Origin of the sequence: Erysipelatoclostridium sp. An173 (genome assembly GCF_002160495.1) — a bacterium.
Classification (GTDB): domain Bacteria; phylum Bacillota_I; class Bacilli_A; order Erysipelotrichales; family Coprobacillaceae; genus Thomasclavelia; species Thomasclavelia merdavium.
The window spans coordinates 1-16,519 of the sequence record NZ_NFKR01000047.1 but is presented as its reverse complement, the minus strand read 5'-3'; the positions used below and the strand labels follow the sequence as shown (position 1 = coordinate 16,519).

The window sequence follows — 16,519 nt, the reverse complement described above, 5'->3', positions numbered from 1 at the left end:
GTTAACTCATAGTTATCTAAATATTTCCTGAGATGCTCAACTGTTTTATCCATTATTGGAACTATACGCATCTTTCTTCCTTTACCATTAAGAACGATATGCGGAGATGTGATGCTAGAATGGTAGTCTCAGTCCGATTATTGAACAAGGAACAAAGTATCCACCAACAGTTAAAAAGACAGGACATTATACAACTACAGAGGACAATCAAACAGCTATCAGTTTCGATGTGTATGAAGGCAATCAATTATCTAATGCTAAAGATCCTGAAAATAAGAAAATATATCATTTTAGAATCAGTGGTTTAAAACCAATGCCGGCAAGAAAAGCTAAAGTAGATGTGACATTTACCTTAAATGAAGAAGGAATGTTGTATATCCATGCTGAGGATCTTGATGGTGTCGCTCCATCGTATGATAATCGTGATAATCCAGTCAATTGGAATGTTGAAAGGAAACAGAATAAAAAATGAAAAAGATAGGAATTGATTTAGGGACAACTAATACAGTTGTAACTATTAATGATAATGATCAAATTAAAATAATACCGATTGATAATGATCATTTAGTACCTTCAGTTTTTTACTATAACGAAAAAAGAAAGATTAAACTAGTAGGTAAACGAGCAAAAAACCGTGGCTTGATGGATCCTGATAATTATATTAAATCCACTAAACGGTCAATTGATTCACCTGAAAAAAATTTACAGCTTCTAATAAAACTTTTAGTAGCGAAGATATTGCCGTTGAAATTCTTTCTAAAGTTAAAGAAGCTATTTACCAATATCTTGGGCATGAAGAAAAAATAGAGGCGGTCATTACAGTACCTAATAATTTTACTACCAATGCTGTTGAAAATACTAAAAATGCTGGTATTCGAGCTGGGTTTTCCAAGGTAGAAACCTTAAAAGAACCAATAGCATCGGTTTTAGCTTATGGTGAAAAAATTAGACCAGATAATCATGCTATCTATTTTGTTTGTGATTTTGGTGGTGGAACTTTTGATATTGCGGTAATTAAGTATGATGGCAGCGAGTATGAGGTTATCGCTACTGGTGGTAATGAAAAACTTGGTGGTGATGATTTTACTAATGCGATGATTGATTATCTTAATGATCAAATAATGGAAAAGGAAGCATTGGATTATTCGTTGGAGTCTATTGGAGATAATGCTTTATTAAAAATGGTTTATGATAGTGATGTGACTTATCAAAGAACTAAAGCTAAAATTGCGCAAAAAGCTGAAACTGCTAAATTGGCTTTGAGTTATGAAACAAGTGTTAATGTAGCGATAGGAGAATTATGTGTTAAAGATAATCAATCAGTTATATTTGAATGTGATATTAGCAGTGTGGATTTTAATCAATATCCAAAAGTAAAACGGTTGTGGCGTGATTATCAAGAAGCAATCGAAGAAGTAATTGAAAAATTGAAAAGAGAAGGTATTGGAACTAGTGATATTGATCATGTTATTTTTGTAGGGGGGTCAATGAACTTACCTGAGGCTAAAAGAATTGTTCAAGAATTAATACCTGCCAATATTTTAGAAGATAACTTAGATACGATTGTTGCAATTGGGGCAAGCAGTAAAATGACAACTACTAAACAAATTATTCCTAGAGTGAATTTTAATTTAGGATTAAAAGTAGAAGGTGATAAAATTTCTGTAATTATTCCTGAACAGTCAAAATATCCAATCGAAGCGTCAAAGATGTATACTACTATCTATGATAATCAAAAAGAAATTTCTTTTGAAGTTTATGAAGGAAATGCTATTGATAATGTTTATGATCGTAAAAATCACTGGTTAGGTAAATTGATTTTAAATGGGATTGAACAAACTAATGCTGGTGAAGCGCGTGTTAAAGTTACTTTTTCATTGAATCAAGAAGGTATCTTAAAGATTACTGCTGTAGATTTATCTAATAATCATCAGGTTAACACTGAATTAAATTGGCAAGAATTAAAATATTAAATAAAATTTATGACCCAATTGACATTATGCTGATTGGGTTTTTATTGTAAATTTGATTATGAAATCTTATTTAAATGCGTTATAATTTTTATAGAAATTGGGGTGAAAAAAATGAAACAGATTGATTTACATATTCATAGTAATTATTCAGATGGTAGCGATAATCCTGAAGATATTGTAAAAAAGGCTCATGATAAACAGCTCGATTTAATTGCTTTAACGGATCATAATACAATTGATGGTATTAATGAATTTAAACAGGCTTGTATTAAGTATCGCCAAAATGCTTTAGCCGGTATAGAAGTTTCAACAAGTTATCAAGGACAAGAGATTCATTTGTTGGGTTATTTTAATTTAGAAAACGATTCTTTTGAATCGTTATCTAAATTAATTAGTGCTTATCAAAATATTAAAATAACTCAAAATGAAGCTATTTTGAATAAATTAAAAGAACAGTTTCCCGATGTATCAATAAGTGAATTTTATCATTTTTGTAAAGGAATAGCTAAAAAACAGAATTTAAATCGTGTTCATATTGCTAAATATATGGTGGCAAAGGGAATAGTTAGTGATATCAATGGTGCGTTTAACAATTATATTGATGAAAAGGGACCTTTTTTTGTAAGTAAAAAGCCGATTTCTCTTTATGAAGCAATTAAGGTCGTTCATGAATCCAAAGGAATAGCTGTGATTGCTCATCTAGGTGAATATCATTTTTCTGTAGATGAAAAAAAGGTATTTATCAAAGATTGTCTTGATCATGGTATTGATGGTTTTGAATGTTATCATCCATTAAATCAAATTGAAGATATTAATTTATTAACTGGTTGTCAACAACAAAATCCTGCTCTTATTTTAACTGCTGGTTCTGATTATCATGGGACAAATAAGAAAAATAATTTTTTAGGAATTAGCTATGCTCTTAATTTATTACCAGAGCAAAAAGAACAATTTGATCAAATTACAACTAATGCATATAATTTTTTATTAAATTATAGTAAAAAATAAGATGTCGTCTGCATAAATTAATAATAGCAATTTTGACAAACCTAGTTTGTCATGATATGCTAAATAAGTATAATTGGCACATCATGGAGGGATTATATGAGCAAAAATATACGTAGTGTAAATAGAATACGTAATTTAAAGAAAATCTTTAAAGATGTAAGAACGTATTTTATGATTTTATTGGCAGTTCCAATAGTCTGGTTAATTTATCAGATTGTAAGATATCGGATTTTGCCTACACGATACATTGTAATTATAGCAGCATTGTTGCTTATTTTATTTATTTTAATGGCACTAATGCAATATAAAAGTAAAAAGAAGCCAGTTAAAATTATTGGGAAAGTAATTATTATATTATTATGTATCGTACTATTTATCGGAAACTATACTTATATGCAAACTGTTGGTGTTTTTGGAAATGTTTCAACAACTGAAGACACTGATGTCGTTTCGGTTGTTGTTTTAAAAAATAGTTCTTATGAGTATATTGAAGATTTAAAAGGGAAAGTATTTTCTGCTTTAGCTACTAGTGACGAACATGTAGATAATATGCTTTCTACAATTAAAGCAACTAATGGCGAAACACCTAATGTAAGACGGTATTCAGGGGTTCTTACCTGGGTAAATGCTTTATACAGCGGTGAAGTTAGCTGTTTAGTTATGAATGAATCTTATCGTTCAATTATTGAAGATGATTATGAAAATTTCAGTGATGAAACAAGAGTTATTTATAGCAAAAATTATGTTACTGAAGTTGATACTACTACCAATACTGATTTAACTAAAAATACATTTAGTGTTTATATCAGTGGTATTGATACATATGGTACAATAAGTACTAAATCAAGATCTGACGTTAATATGATTGTTACTGTTAATCCAAATACAAAACAAATCTTATTGACAAGTATTCCACGTGATTATTATATTCCATTTAATGTTCTAGGTGGAGAACGTGATAAATTAACACACTCAGGTTTATATGGTGTAGAAGAAACAAAAGGTAATGTTGAAAATTATTTTGGTGTTAATATCGATTATTATGTTCGTGTTAACTTTACTAGTTTAATCGATATTGTTGATGCTATTGGTGGTATCGAAGTTGATAATCCAAGGGCATTTGGTGAATTTAGCCAAGGAACAATTCATTTAAATGGAACTCAGGCTTTAGCCTTTTCGCGTGAAAGACATGCATTTGCAGAAGGTGATAAAGAACGTGGTCGTAATCAAATGCGAGTAATTACTGGAATTATTAATAAAGTTATTTCACCATCAATCATTACTAATTATATGAGTCTATTGAATTCATTGCATTCTTCATTCCAAACTAACTTGACAGATGATCAAATGATTAGTTTACTTAGAATGCAGATTAATGATATGAGTGCATGGAATATTGAAAGTATTAGTGTTGATGGAAATGGTAATACATTATATTCACCAATTTATGGTTCAAGTTTATACATGATGGTCCCAGATGATGCCTCTGTTGAAACTGCTAAACAAAAAATTAACCAATTATATCAATAATAAAAAAGCTGCAAGAATTTTCTTGCAGTTTTGTGTTTTTATAGAGTTAAAGACGGTGCTGAATATACGCGTTGTTTTAATTCATTATCTAACATATATAATCCTTTAGAGTCATTACCAAAAAGATCATATTTATTGATCATGTCATGAGCATTTGTTTCTTCTTCACATTGCTCTTTGATAAACCAATCTAAAAATTGCATTGAGCGATAATCTTTGATAGTAAAGGCTGCATCATAAATTGCATGAATTAAACTGGTTACATATTCTTCATGTTGTAAAGCAAAAATAAGAGGATCTTTTAATTCTTTACATTTTTTGTCTGGTTTTGCAATTGCTTCTAAACTTACAGAGACATTATTGTTTTGCAAGTATTGAATAAATAACATTGCATGATCCCTTTCTTCTTGAGCTTGGATTTGATACCAGTTTGCAAAACCGTCCAATCCTTTATCTTTGTAGAAATTAGCAAAATCTAAATATAGATATGCTGAGTAGAATTCTTTATTAACCTGGTCATTTAATAATTCAATTACTTTTTTATCTAACATATTCATTCCTCCTTATAAATATTATAACTCTACACTTAAAAAAGTTAAATATTATATTAAGGATTTATTTATGTCGATTAAACAATCTTAATTCTTAGATAAAGGGTTTTTATTTTAAATATGATAATGGTATAATGGTATAGAAAGTGGGTGATTACCAGTGCTATCAATTTCAGCATTTACATTTAGTTTAAATTCATTTTTTAATTTGATTAGAACGATTATTGATTTATTGTTAGTTTGGTATGTTATTTATTTATTGATTTCAATGTTGAAGCAAAATATGAGAACGATGCAATTGTTTAAGGGCGTTCTTTTAATCTTGATACTAAAATTATTTACTAGTCTTTTTGGATTAAGTGCAATGGACTATCTGGTTGATACTGTATTGACTTGGGGAGTTGTCGCTGTAATAATTGTTTTTCAGCCAGAAATCAGAGGACTGTTGGAAAAAATTGGCCAGACAAAATTGGATATAAAACAAAATAATATTTCTGATGATGAAAAGGAGCGATTAATGGATGAATTAGTATCCGCAATTACTAAATTATCAGAAGATCAAACAGGTGCATTAATAACTTTTGAAAGAGGACAATCATTAATTGATTATATTAATACTGGAACAAGAATTAATGCTGATATTAAGTCGGAGTTATTTTTAACAATTTTTTGGGAAGGAACACCACTACATGATGGTGCGACAATAATTAAAGGTGATCGAATCGTATGTGCAGCAGCTTTTTATCCACCAACTAATCAGGAATTAAGTCCATTATATGGGGCAAGACATCGAGCTGCTTTAGGTATTAGCGAAATAACTGATTCTTTAACGGTTGTGGTCTCTGAAGAAACTGGAACGATTTCTTTTGCTACTGATGGGAAATTGCGAAAAATTCCTCGTAAAGAATTAAGAGCTAATTTAGTTAATGAATTAGATTGGTTTAATTCTAAAGATAAGGATGGTGAGTAAAATGCCAAAAAAAGAAAATCCTAAAAATCCTTTGAAGAAAGATTCAACTACTGATTTCTTTTTAAATTTTATTACACGCCAAAAGTCAGAGCAAAAAAAGGACGAAAGTAAACAAACAACTAAATTAAAAAATGTTGATGATAATCTTAAAGTAACAGATAAAGCATATCGGGCAGTATATCATATTTTAAATTCATTAAATGCATTTTTAGATCGAATGTTGCAATCTAATTTATCGATAAAAGTATTATCATTTATGTTGGCAATAATTTTACTGTTAACAATAAATGGTAGCATTACTAATATATTTACGGCACCAAATGGTGGTGATTATTTATATGATGTACCAATTAAAGTGGAAGGATTACAAAGTGATTATGATGTAGTAGGATTACCAGAAACAGTCAATGTTGCCTTGGTAGGACCTTCTCTGGATATATATACTACCAAGATTTCTGGTAATTATGAAGTTATTGCTGATTTTTCAACATTAGGAGAAGGGGAACATACTATCGAGTTAAAGAGCGAAGGTTTTCCTAATGATTTACAAGTTATGATTGTTCCTCAAACAGTAACTGTGCGAATAACGCAGAAAGTAACTAAAACATTTGAATTAGGCTATGATTTTATAAATGAAGACAAGATGGATGAAAAATACTCAGTATCGGTAGAATCAATGGAACATAATGCAGTTGAAGTTCAAGGGTCTCAAGATGATATTGATCGAATTAATAGTGTTATGGCAACTATTGATTTAGATGGAGTTAATAAAAATTTTGAACAGGACGCTAGAATTCATGCTTATGATCGTAGCGGTGAAGAGGTGGATGTTGAAATTATCCCTAAAACTGTTAAGGTTAATTGCAGTGTTTCTTCTTATAGTAAAGAAGTTCCGATTACACCCACTTATACTGGACAATTTGCAAGTGGATATGGGTTAGAAAATATTACGCTATCAAAAGACAGAGTTAGAATTTATGGTAAAGAGGAATTATTAAATAGTATTAATGAAGTTCATGTTGAAATTGATATTTCTAATGTTAGTAGTAATAAAACATACGAAAGATTACAAATAACAGGAACTGAGAATATTAATAAAATGGATTTTGATACAATTGATGCCCAAATTCAAGTTGGGTCAACGACAACAACGACAATTAGTGATATTCCAATTAATGTCATTAATAACGAAAATAACTACAAGGTTAATTTTGCAAGTGGTCAAGATAAGGCTTCTGTAATAGTAGAGGGTACTAGCAATATGCTTGCAGGTCTGACAAGTAGTGATTTTAATGTGACAATTGATTTGGAAAACTTGAAAAGTGGCAGAAATACTGTTAAAGTAAATTTAAGCTTGAATAAAGGCTATCTAACTGGTAGATTGACATCTCCAGAAAGAATAACAATTACCTTAGAAAGACAATAGGAGGAAAGAAGAAAATGGGTAAGTATTTTGGAACAGATGGATTTAGAGGGGAAGCTAATGTTGATTTGACAGTCGAACATGCTTACAAAGTGGGGCGCTATCTAGGATGGTACTACTCACAAAATGGCAATCGTGCTAAAGTAGTTATTGGTAAAGATACACGTAGAAGTTCTTATATGTTAGAGTATGCACTAGTATCTGGATTAACTGCTAGTGGTGCAGATGCTTATTTATTACATGTTACAACAACTCCTTCAGTATCATATGTAGTTACAAGTGATGGATTTGATTGTGGAATTATGATTTCAGCATCACACAATCCTTATTATGATAATGGAATCAAAATCTTAGATTCAAATGGATATAAGATGGATGCTAAAGTTGAAAATTTAATTGAACAATATATTGATGGTTTAAGTGATGAAATACCACTTGCCACTAAAGATCAAATTGGTTGTGCATTAGATTATTCAATGGGAAGAAACCGTTATATTGGCTATTTAATGTCAATTCCTACAAGAGCTTTTAGAAACTATCGAGTTGGTTTAGATTGTGCTAATGGTGCAAGTAGTGCAATTGCTAAAAGTGTATTTGATGCTTTAGGAGCAAAAACTTATGTAATTAATAGTGATCCTGACGGATTGAATATTAATACAAATTGTGGCTCTACTCATATTGAAGTACTACAACAATATGTAAAAGAAAATGCTTTAGATATTGGATTTGCTTATGATGGGGATGCCGATCGTTGTATTTGTGTTGATGAATTTGGTCGCGTTATTGATGGTGATTTAATCTTATATATTTGCGGTAAATATTTAAAAGAACATGGTGAACTTGCAAATGACACTGTTGTAACAACAGTAATGTCTAATTTAGGTTTATACAAAGCCTTTGATAAAGAAGGTATTAAATATGAAAAAACTGCTGTTGGTGATAAATATGTAAATGAAAACATGGTTAAAAACGGTCATGTTTTAGGTGGTGAACAATCTGGACATATTATTTTCTCTAAACATGCAACTACAGGAGACGGAATTTTGACTTCTTTAAAAGTAATGGAAGCTGTTATTGAAAGTAAAAGAACTGTTGCTCAATTAGCAGATCCAGTAACTATTTATCCGCAGTTAATGAAAAATGTACCTGTTCGTGATAAAAAAGAGGCTCAAGAAGATCCTGATGTAAGAGCTGTTATCGCTGAAGTTGAGGCTGATTTAGGTGATAATGGACGAGTATTAGTTCGTGAAAGTGGAACAGAACCAGTGGTTCGAGTAATGGTTGAAGCTGATAGCGATGAAAAATGTTTAGTCAATGTTAATAAAATTGTCGATAAAATGAAGGAAAAAGGATTCGTTATCAAAAGATAAAAAAACATAATATCACATAATATTGCCATACAATATGGCAATATTTCATATTATATTAAAAAGTGAGGTGAAATACATGCAATTTAGAATTAATATTATTGATGATGAAAAGAATTTGAATGATTTAGTACGAACATATTTAGAAAAAGAAGGCTATATTGTTTATTCATTTTATACGTATGATGAAGCTTTGATGCATAAAGATGACGATGTCCATTTATGGTTAATTGATATAATGCTCGATCGAGCAAGTGGTTTTGAACTATTTAATGAAATTAAAGAATGTCGTCCAAAGATGCCGATAATCTTCATGTCAGCACGTGATCAAGAATTTGATCGGATTATAGGTTTGGAAAAAGGTTCTGATGACTATATTACAAAGCCATTTAATATAAAAGAAGTTATTTTAAGAATTAACAATTTAATCAAGCGATCATATGATGATCCATCAAAAATTAAAATGGATGGATATGATATTGATCTTGAAAAAAGAAGAGTCTTTTATAATGGTGAAGAGATAGTTTTAACAACAAAAGAATATGATTTGTTGGTATATTTTATTAATAATAAAGGGCTTGCTATTTCAAGGGAACAGGTACTTAGTAAAGTATGGGATGAAAATTATTTTGGAAGTGACCGTGTAGTAGATGATACATTAAGAAGGCTAAGAAAGAAAATGCCAGAAATTAATGTACGTACTATTTACGGCTTTGGTTATCGATTAGACTAATGTTAAAACGATATTCATTGCAACGGCAATTAATTATTATATTTGGTTTATTTGCTATTGCTGTTGTTATTATCTTAGTTCCGTTAATTAATAAGAATTTAACGGAATTAATAGATAAACAAATGTATGAAACTTTAGAAATGGCACAAAACCGATATATATACTATGACTATGTGCCAATCGAGAGTACTACTACTAAGCAGATTTATCATATGAAATATTATCCCAATGAAGAAACATTGGTACACTCTAACAATATGTCTAATAGTGAAGCAAAGGCTTTATACAATGTTTTTGCAAAGGACTTGGCAAGAATGATTAATTCTAATAAGAGTACGCTACATGATAAGGGTACTGATTTAGGAGGAGAAACTATTTATTATTTAATCACTGAAAATAGTGATATTTATTTTATTTCATTAGTGTATAGCGATTATTCTACTGATTTAGTTTCTGGTGTTCAACAGCAAATTATTAATATTATGTATATTGCTCTAGCAATCGTTGGAATAGTAATTTTTGTGTGGGTTAGCAGCTTAATAAAACCATTACGACAAATTACTAAATATATTGAAAATATTAGCAAAGATAAAGATAGTGAATTAAAGATTGAGCGTAGTGATGAAATTGGAATTGTTTCTAGTTCTTTAATTGCGATGAAAGAAGAAATTGACAAGCAAAATAAAATTAAAGAAGAGATGATACATAATATTTCACATGATTTAAAAACACCGATTGCCTTGATAAAATCATATTCTCAAAGTGTAAAGGATGATATTTATCCATATGGTGATAAGAATTCGTCAATGGATGTTATTATAGAAAACGCCGAGCGTTTGGATAATAAAGTTCGTAGTTTATTATATTTAAATCGATTAGATTTTATAAGTGGACAAAATACTGATGCTGAAGTTGATATGAAAGAATTAATAGAGCATATTGTTCTACAGTTACAAGGAATGCATCCGGAAATTAAAATTGAAACAGATTTAGCTTTTGTTTCTTTTAAAGGTGATAACGAATGCTGGCGAATTTGTGTAGAGAACATAATTGAAAATGCTTTTAGATATGTAAAAAGTTATATTAAAATAATGTTAAAAGCAGATTATTTAGAAATATATAATGATGGGGAACCAATAGAAACCGATGATATCGATGCTCTTTTCCAACCGTATGAAAAGGGAACTAAAGGGCAATTTGGTTTAGGTTTATCAATTGTTTATAAGACTTGTACAATGTATGGTTATAATGTAACAGCTGTTAATCATGAAACAGGAGTTAGCTTTATAATTACTAAAAAAGAAAATCAAAACTAGTTATAATATTTAAATTATTTTATTAGGAAGTATGGTTAAGAATCATACTTCTTTTTTGTATAATAAAATAATTATTAAAGTTAAGATAAATTTAGAAATGTTTTATGGAAGAAAAAAATGGATATGGTAGAATGTTATTAAGGTTATGGGAGGATATTATATGAAATTATTATTTAAACAAAGATTTTTTTCATGGCTCGATAGTTATGATATTTATGATGAAAATAATAATGTGGTATTTGAAGTCAAGGGCGAGTTAAGCTGGGGACATAAATTAAAAATATATGATAATAACGGAATACATATTGGAACTGTTAAAGAAGAAATTTTTGCTTTTTTATCAAAATTTAATTTATATTTGTATGATCAATATGTTGGGCAAATAAAAAAAGAACTTACTTTTTTTAAACCATCATTTATTTTAGATTGTAACAATTGGCATGTGGAAGGAAATTTTTTTGAATGGGATTATCAGATTATTGATAATTCTGAAAATGTTGTCGCCATAATAAATAAACAGTTATTTAATCTTACAGATACTTATCAATTAGAAATTTTTAATCCTGATGATGCTATTTATGTTTTAATGATTGCTCTAGCAATTGATGCTCAAAAGTGTTCGCGTGATAGAAATTAAACTGGTTTTCCAGTTTTTTCTTTTGAAAAATATTAGAAAATTTGTCATCTAGGTTTATAATATTAAAAGAAGGTGAAAAAAATGGGGAAAGTAGAAAATAATTTTGCTATTGGCAGTGTTTCTAAACATATTATAAACTTAGCAGTACCAATGATTGTCGCTCAGCTGATTAATGTTTTATATAATGTTGTTGATCGTATTTATATTGGGCGAATTCCCGGCGAAGCAACACTAGCAATGGGTGGACTTGGCTTATGCTTACCTTTAATATCCATCATTAATGCTTTTGCCAATTTATTTGGTATGGGTGGAGCACCACTTTGTTCGATCGCTAGAGGACGCGGAGATAATGAAGAAGCTGAAAAAATAATGGGTAATTCTTTTATGCTATTAATTATCTTTAGTGTTGTATTAATGGTAGTAGGTTTTATTTTTAAAGAAGATTTATTGTGGCTTTTTGGTGCAAGTGCTAATACCATCGGTTATGCAAATGACTATATGACAATTTATTTACTAGGAACTTTATTTGTTTTAATTGGATTAGGGATGAATAGCTTTATTAATAGTCAAGGCTTTGCAAAAATTGGAATGTTGACAGTTTTGTTAGGAGCTGTAACTAATATTATTTTAGATCCGATTTTTATTTTTGGTTTTGATTTAGGCGTTCAAGGAGCAGCCATCGCTACTGTTATTTCACAGTTTGTTTCTGCCCTTTGGACATTACAGTTTTTGACAAGTAAAAAGACGATTTTAAAAATAAAAAGAAGCTGTTTAAAACTTAAATATAATTATGTTATAAGAATTGTTTCTTTAGGAATGGCTGGATTTATGATGGCAATTACTAATTCCATTGTTTCCATAGTTTGTAATGCTACTTTACAGCAATATGGTGGTGATTTATATATTGCGATTATGACGATTATAAATTCATTACGAGAAGTAGCATCACTACCTGGACAAGGAGTAGCAAATGCCTGTCAACCGGTATTAGGATATAATTATGGCGCTCAAAAGTATGATCGAGTTTTACAAGGAATCAAATTTGTTACCATAGCAGCATTATCAATGATGCTAATATTATGGGTGGCAATAACAATTTTTCCTGAAATTTTTATTAGAATTTTTAGTAATAATCAAGAAGTAATTGTTGATGGAATGCGGGCATTACGTCTATATTTCTTTGGCTTTTTTATGATGTCTTTTCAAATGACTGGTCAAGCTGTGGCAGTTGGTTTAGGTAAATCAAAACAAGCTATCTTCTTTTCAATATTTAGGAAAGTTATTATCGTTGCGCCACTAACAATAATTCTACCAATGTTTATTGGTATCGATGGAGTGTTTATTGCTGAAGCAATCAGTAATTTTATTGGTGGTGGTGCTTGTTATATTACAATGTGGTTAACCATTGGTAAGAGTTTAAAACATAAAACAGAATAATATCAATAGTGCATAAAATACGAATAATCTTTTATGCATTTTTTATATTAAATCTAAAAGATAACCTGTATAATTATAAGTAGATAGGGACACATAAAAATATTTAATAGGAGGGAAGGATATGAAAACAAAACTGAAAAAACATAAGATACTAATTACGATAATAATAATCTGTGTTGTTATCGCGGGCTATTTTGGCACTGACTGGTTATTTAAACAAACGTACTATAATCCATTTTTAATCGATGATATTGTTGATAACAGTGACGAAAGTGTAACACAGTATGGTTTTGATGTTTTAATGGCTACTTACATTAATATGTATTTTCCAGGAAAGCTATATTATCCAATAGAATGCAGTGATGAAGGTTTTGGCAGATATCAAATTAAAGCTAAAGTTCAGGAAATTTTTGATCCATTATATGGGGACAATGTTGATAATATTACTTTTACAATAAAACGTTCTAAATTAACAGTTGATAGTGAGCAAATTCTTCTTAGTAGAGTGGTTTATGAATATTTAGATATAAATGAAACTGACTTAGATGAATATACTGCTTCATTATATGAACAATGGACAACTAGAGATTATAGTGATATTCAAGATTTACCAGAATCTGCTTATCTTGATGTTTCGTTGACTTTTTCTAAATATAAAAATGCTCAAGAAGTAGTAGATTTTATCAATAGTTATGATAATTCTTCTTTTGTCTGGCTAGCATTAGATACTGAGACTGGTGATCAAACAGCAGCTGGTGTTTCAATATATGATGCTGTTAGACATGAACTAAAAGATAGTTTTAAAAAAGAGTATCCGTCTTTTTATCTAGATGAAGAGTATACTGCCGATATGTTACAAGAAAATGTTTTATCTAGATTAAAGGTGTTAATTGATCATAGTGATTTTATCGATTTAATAAAACAAAGTGATTTATATTATGATACTATGGCAGCAAACAAAGGAATTAAGCAAAGATATCAGGATATTAAAGAAAATGGACTTCAAGTAATAGGAATTCGCGGTTATGTTAAAAAAAGTGATTTACTTAATATGATTAATAGTGGTGAAATTTACTATGGCTATGTAAATGATGTCAAAATGTCTAGATTGCAAAGAAAATAAATATTTCGTATTGTGAAAAAAACTAAATGAATTAAAGATAAATGCTAGAATTTAAGTTAGTTTTGGAGGTACGAAGATGAAATTAAAGAAAGACATTTTATGGGGCGGAGCTACTGCAGCTAATCAGTATGAAGGTGGTTATAATGAAGGTGGCCGTGGTTTAAGTATCAACGATGTAGAAATGGGTGCCCGCCATGGTGTCGCTAGAGAAATTCATGATTATATTCATGAAGACGCATATTATCCTAGTCATGAAGCAACAGATTTTTATCATCGTTATAAAGAAGATATCAAACTTTTTGCCAAGATGGGATTTAAATGCTTTAGAATGTCAATTTCATGGTCAAGAATTTACCCACGTGGTGATGAAGAAACTCCTAATGAAGAGGGATTAGAGTTTTATGATCGTGTTTTTGATGAATTGTTGAAATATGGAATTGAACCAGTAGTTACATTATCACATTACGAAACACCACTTACTTTAGTAAAAGAATATGGTTCTTGGCGTAATCGTAAATTAGTTGACTTTTTTGAACGTTATTGTAAAACAGTTTTTACTCGTTATAAAGATAAAGTAAAATACTGGATGACATTTAATGAAATAAATGGCTGCTTAGAAGTTCCACGTCCATGGCATCAAGCCGGAATAATCTATCAAGAAGGGGAAGAACATTATCAAACAATCTTACAAGCTAGTCATCATATGTTTGTTGCAAGTGCCAAAGCAGTTATTGCTGGTCATGAAATCAATCCTGATTTTAAAATTGGTTGTATGTTGATTTATCCAACAACGTATGCAGCTACTTGTAATCCTGAAGATCAAATTTTAATGCGTGATAAAATGAATAATACCTATTATTATGGAGATGTTCATGTTCGTGGTCGTTATACTAATACATGTACTTCTGTATGGCATAAACATAATGTTACTATTAAAATGGAACCTGGTGATGAAGAATTATTAGCTAAAGGTAAAGTTGATTATATTGGTTTTAGTTATTATTTTTCTGGAATTGCTGGCAATAATGCGGAAGAAATTGAAGGTAATGTATTAAAGGGTGGTCGTAATCCTTATTTGAAAATGACTGATTGGGGTTGGCAAATTGATCCTTTAGGACTTAGAACAGCTTTAAATGAATTATACGATCGTTATCAAGTGCCATTATTCATTGTTGAAAATGGAATGGGAGCAATTGATACAGTTGAAGCTGATGGTTCTATTAATGATGATTATCGAATTGAATATTTAAGAGAACATATCAAGGCATTTAAAGATGCTGTTGAAATTGACGAAGTTGATTTAATGGGTTATACTCCTTGGGGATGCATTGATTTAGTAAGTGCTGGAACTGGTGAAATGCGTAAACGTTATGGCTTCATCTATGTTGATAAAGATGATGAAGGAAAAGGAACGCTAGAACGTCGACCAAAGAAGAGTTTTTACTGGTATAAAGAAGTTATTGAATCTAATGGTGAGAAACTGTAATGAACTTTCATTACAGTTTTTTGATGAAAATTATAGTTATAAAAAAGTATAAGTGAAATTGCGGTATCTAATTATAAAGTAAAAGCCTGATGCAATGCAACTTTCAGCTTGATAGAGAGATTGAAAACATGTAAGTTCTAGAATTTTATACAATAATAACAGATGTTAATTTGCATTGCTTGTGGCAACGACTGTTTTGATGTTTAATAGATGTATCAAAACAAAGGAGGCACAGGTTATGTTAAATGAAAATATTAGAAATTTGCGGAAAGCCAAGGGACTTTCGCAAGAAGAGCTGGCTATAAAGCTAAATGTAGTAAGGCAAACAGTATCTAAATGGGAAAAAGATATCCCGACTTTCTAAAGATTCCGATAAATAAAAACATAAGACCAACTATCTTTGATGATAATTGGTCTTTTTTGATGTGAACTGATTAAAATGTCGGAATCTTTTATAGACCAAACATTGCCTTTATTATCGCTTCTTTTGAGTATTTAGCTTCTTCTTCGATGTACAGCATATCCTTTCCATTCATTGCTTTATCAATTGCTTTCCTCTTCATCTCTGTATCTGCATATGCATAAATTAATGTTGTTTCCAAATTAGAATGTCCTAGCCATTGACTGATTAGGCTTAGCGAAACTCCATTTTTGTATAGATGCATCGCTCTTGTATGTCTAAACAAATGAGGATGGAGATGAGGAATTTCAAATCCCAGAGTTCTTAATTCGTTTTCATATTTAGATAAAATTCTATCAACATTATCCGCTGACATCTTATGCTTGAAACCATTATAATTCGTTGAAAATAAATATTGTTCATTATCAATTATCTTTTCTTCTTGGAGATATGTTTTGGATTGTCAACACTTTTTTGGACAATTTCTATGAGAACATTCTAAATTCAACAGGTGTTTTATAATCAAGTGAACCATGTATCCTGATATTATTATACCAGTTTACAT

At 30.0% G+C, this 16,519-nt stretch carries 16 protein-coding genes and 2 pseudogenes; 15 read left to right on the top strand and 3 right to left on the bottom strand.

Translation table 11 applies throughout. The features are described 5' to 3' along the window. Positions 1-136: 136 nt before the first annotated feature. The 5 genes from B5F09_RS13150 to B5F09_RS13130 all read left to right on the top strand — a co-directional run bounded on the left by B5F09_RS13150 (position 137) and on the right by B5F09_RS13130 (position 4,511). A complete protein-coding gene (locus B5F09_RS13150; protein WP_343283911.1) occupies positions 137-472 on the top strand; it encodes an Hsp70 family protein in 336 nt (111 codons plus the stop codon). Then, positions 469-807, top strand: a complete 339-nt coding sequence (locus tag B5F09_RS15345; RefSeq protein WP_087374716.1) for an Hsp70 family protein — start codon at positions 469-471, stop codon at positions 805-807. The genes B5F09_RS13150 and B5F09_RS15345 overlap by 4 nt, the downstream gene beginning before the upstream one ends. Next, positions 738-1,973 carry an Hsp70 family protein gene (locus tag B5F09_RS13140; protein WP_143357513.1) on the top strand — a complete coding sequence of 412 codons (1,236 nt, stop codon included), beginning with the start codon at positions 738-740 and terminating at the stop codon, positions 1,971-1,973. The genes B5F09_RS15345 and B5F09_RS13140 overlap by 70 nt, the downstream gene beginning before the upstream one ends. A 111-nt stretch (positions 1,974-2,084) precedes the next feature. Further along, complete coding sequence (locus tag B5F09_RS13135; protein WP_087374712.1) at positions 2,085-2,981, top strand: PHP domain-containing protein; 897 nt, start codon at positions 2,085-2,087, stop codon at positions 2,979-2,981. A gap of 96 nt (positions 2,982-3,077) precedes the next feature. Next, a complete protein-coding gene (locus tag B5F09_RS13130) occupies positions 3,078-4,511 on the top strand; it encodes an LCP family protein (RefSeq protein WP_087374710.1) in 1,434 nt (477 codons plus the stop codon). 38 nt (positions 4,512-4,549) lie between these two features. On the opposite strand, the gene B5F09_RS13125 is transcribed toward B5F09_RS13130, so the two are convergent. Next, positions 4,550-5,062, bottom strand: coding sequence for a ferritin (locus B5F09_RS13125; protein WP_087374708.1), 513 nt, complete (start codon positions 5,060-5,062; stop codon positions 4,550-4,552). A 160-nt stretch (positions 5,063-5,222) separates the two neighbouring features. On the opposite strand from B5F09_RS13125, the gene cdaA reads away from it, so the two are divergent. The 10 genes and pseudogenes from cdaA to B5F09_RS13075 form a co-directional block, all read left to right on the top strand. Continuing rightward, positions 5,223-6,032 carry a diadenylate cyclase CdaA gene (gene cdaA / locus B5F09_RS13120; RefSeq protein WP_087300956.1) on the top strand — a complete coding sequence of 270 codons (810 nt, stop codon included), beginning with the start codon at positions 5,223-5,225 and terminating at the stop codon, positions 6,030-6,032. 1 nt (position 6,033) lies between these two features. Next, positions 6,034-7,458, top strand: a complete 1,425-nt coding sequence (locus B5F09_RS13115; protein WP_087374706.1) for a YbbR-like domain-containing protein — start codon at positions 6,034-6,036, stop codon at positions 7,456-7,458. A 14-nt stretch (positions 7,459-7,472) separates the two neighbouring features. Next, a complete protein-coding gene (gene glmM, locus B5F09_RS13110) occupies positions 7,473-8,825 on the top strand; it encodes a phosphoglucosamine mutase (protein WP_087300962.1) in 1,353 nt (450 codons plus the stop codon). Positions 8,826-8,901: 76 nt separating this feature from the next. Then, a complete protein-coding gene (locus B5F09_RS13105; protein ID WP_087300965.1) occupies positions 8,902-9,555 on the top strand; it encodes a response regulator transcription factor in 654 nt (217 codons plus the stop codon). After that, positions 9,555-10,871, top strand: a complete 1,317-nt coding sequence (locus B5F09_RS13100) for a HAMP domain-containing sensor histidine kinase (RefSeq protein ID WP_087374704.1) — start codon at positions 9,555-9,557, stop codon at positions 10,869-10,871. The genes B5F09_RS13105 and B5F09_RS13100 overlap by 1 nt, the downstream gene beginning before the upstream one ends. 160 nt (positions 10,872-11,031) lie before the next feature. Then, entirely contained in the window at positions 11,032-11,508 is a 477-nt protein-coding gene (locus tag B5F09_RS13095; protein WP_087374702.1) for an LURP-one-related/scramblase family protein, read from the top strand. Between the two features lie 81 nt (positions 11,509-11,589). After that, complete coding sequence (locus tag B5F09_RS13090; RefSeq protein ID WP_087300974.1) at positions 11,590-12,945, top strand: MATE family efflux transporter; 1,356 nt, start codon at positions 11,590-11,592, stop codon at positions 12,943-12,945. A 121-nt stretch (positions 12,946-13,066) separates the two neighbouring features. Beyond that, a complete protein-coding gene (locus B5F09_RS13085) occupies positions 13,067-14,068 on the top strand; it encodes an anti sigma factor C-terminal domain-containing protein (RefSeq protein ID WP_087374700.1) in 1,002 nt (333 codons plus the stop codon). 76 nt (positions 14,069-14,144) lie between these two features. Beyond that, positions 14,145-15,554: a 6-phospho-beta-glucosidase gene (locus B5F09_RS13080; RefSeq protein WP_087374698.1), complete on the top strand. Its 1,410-nt coding sequence runs from the start codon at positions 14,145-14,147 to the stop codon at positions 15,552-15,554. Positions 15,555-15,792: 238 nt separating this feature from the next. Beyond that, positions 15,793-15,906, top strand: a pseudogene (locus tag B5F09_RS13075) (helix-turn-helix transcriptional regulator); the annotation flags it as partial. Positions 15,907-16,132: 226 nt separating this feature from the next. Here B5F09_RS13075 and B5F09_RS15460 read toward each other — a convergent pair. Both B5F09_RS15460 and B5F09_RS14745 read right to left on the bottom strand, forming a co-directional pair. Further along, positions 16,133-16,399: pseudogene (locus B5F09_RS15460) on the bottom strand (tyrosine-type recombinase/integrase); the annotation flags it as partial. A 40-nt stretch (positions 16,400-16,439) separates the two neighbouring features. Further along, positions 16,440-16,519: IS3 family transposase (locus B5F09_RS14745; protein ID WP_143357514.1), on the bottom strand; the 80-nt coding region annotated here is incomplete at its 5' end.

Bases quoted from the DNA above. Each gene is read 5' to 3' on its own strand.
- B5F09_RS13130 (WP_087374710.1), top strand. From the start codon at position 3,078: ATGAGCAAAAATATACGTAGTGTAAATAGAATACGTAATTTAAAGAAA.
- B5F09_RS13085 (WP_087374700.1), top strand. From the start codon at position 13,067: ATGAAAACAAAACTGAAAAAACATAAGATACTAATTACGATAATAATA.
- B5F09_RS13100 (WP_087374704.1), top strand. From the start codon at position 9,555: ATGTTAAAACGATATTCATTGCAACGGCAATTAATTATTATATTTGGT.
- B5F09_RS13095 (WP_087374702.1), top strand. From the start codon at position 11,032: ATGAAATTATTATTTAAACAAAGATTTTTTTCATGGCTCGATAGTTAT.
- B5F09_RS15345 (WP_087374716.1), top strand. From the start codon at position 469: ATGAAAAAGATAGGAATTGATTTAGGGACAACTAATACAGTTGTAACT.
- B5F09_RS13135 (WP_087374712.1), top strand. From the start codon at position 2,085: ATGAAACAGATTGATTTACATATTCATAGTAATTATTCAGATGGTAGC.
- B5F09_RS13090 (WP_087300974.1), top strand. From the start codon at position 11,590: ATGGGGAAAGTAGAAAATAATTTTGCTATTGGCAGTGTTTCTAAACAT.
- glmM (WP_087300962.1), top strand. From the start codon at position 7,473: ATGGGTAAGTATTTTGGAACAGATGGATTTAGAGGGGAAGCTAATGTT.
- B5F09_RS13080 (WP_087374698.1), top strand. From the start codon at position 14,145: ATGAAATTAAAGAAAGACATTTTATGGGGCGGAGCTACTGCAGCTAAT.
- B5F09_RS13125 (WP_087374708.1), bottom strand. From the start codon at position 5,062: ATGTTAGATAAAAAAGTAATTGAATTATTAAATGACCAGGTTAATAAA.
- B5F09_RS13115 (WP_087374706.1), top strand. From the start codon at position 6,034: ATGCCAAAAAAAGAAAATCCTAAAAATCCTTTGAAGAAAGATTCAACT.
- B5F09_RS13105 (WP_087300965.1), top strand. From the start codon at position 8,902: ATGCAATTTAGAATTAATATTATTGATGATGAAAAGAATTTGAATGAT.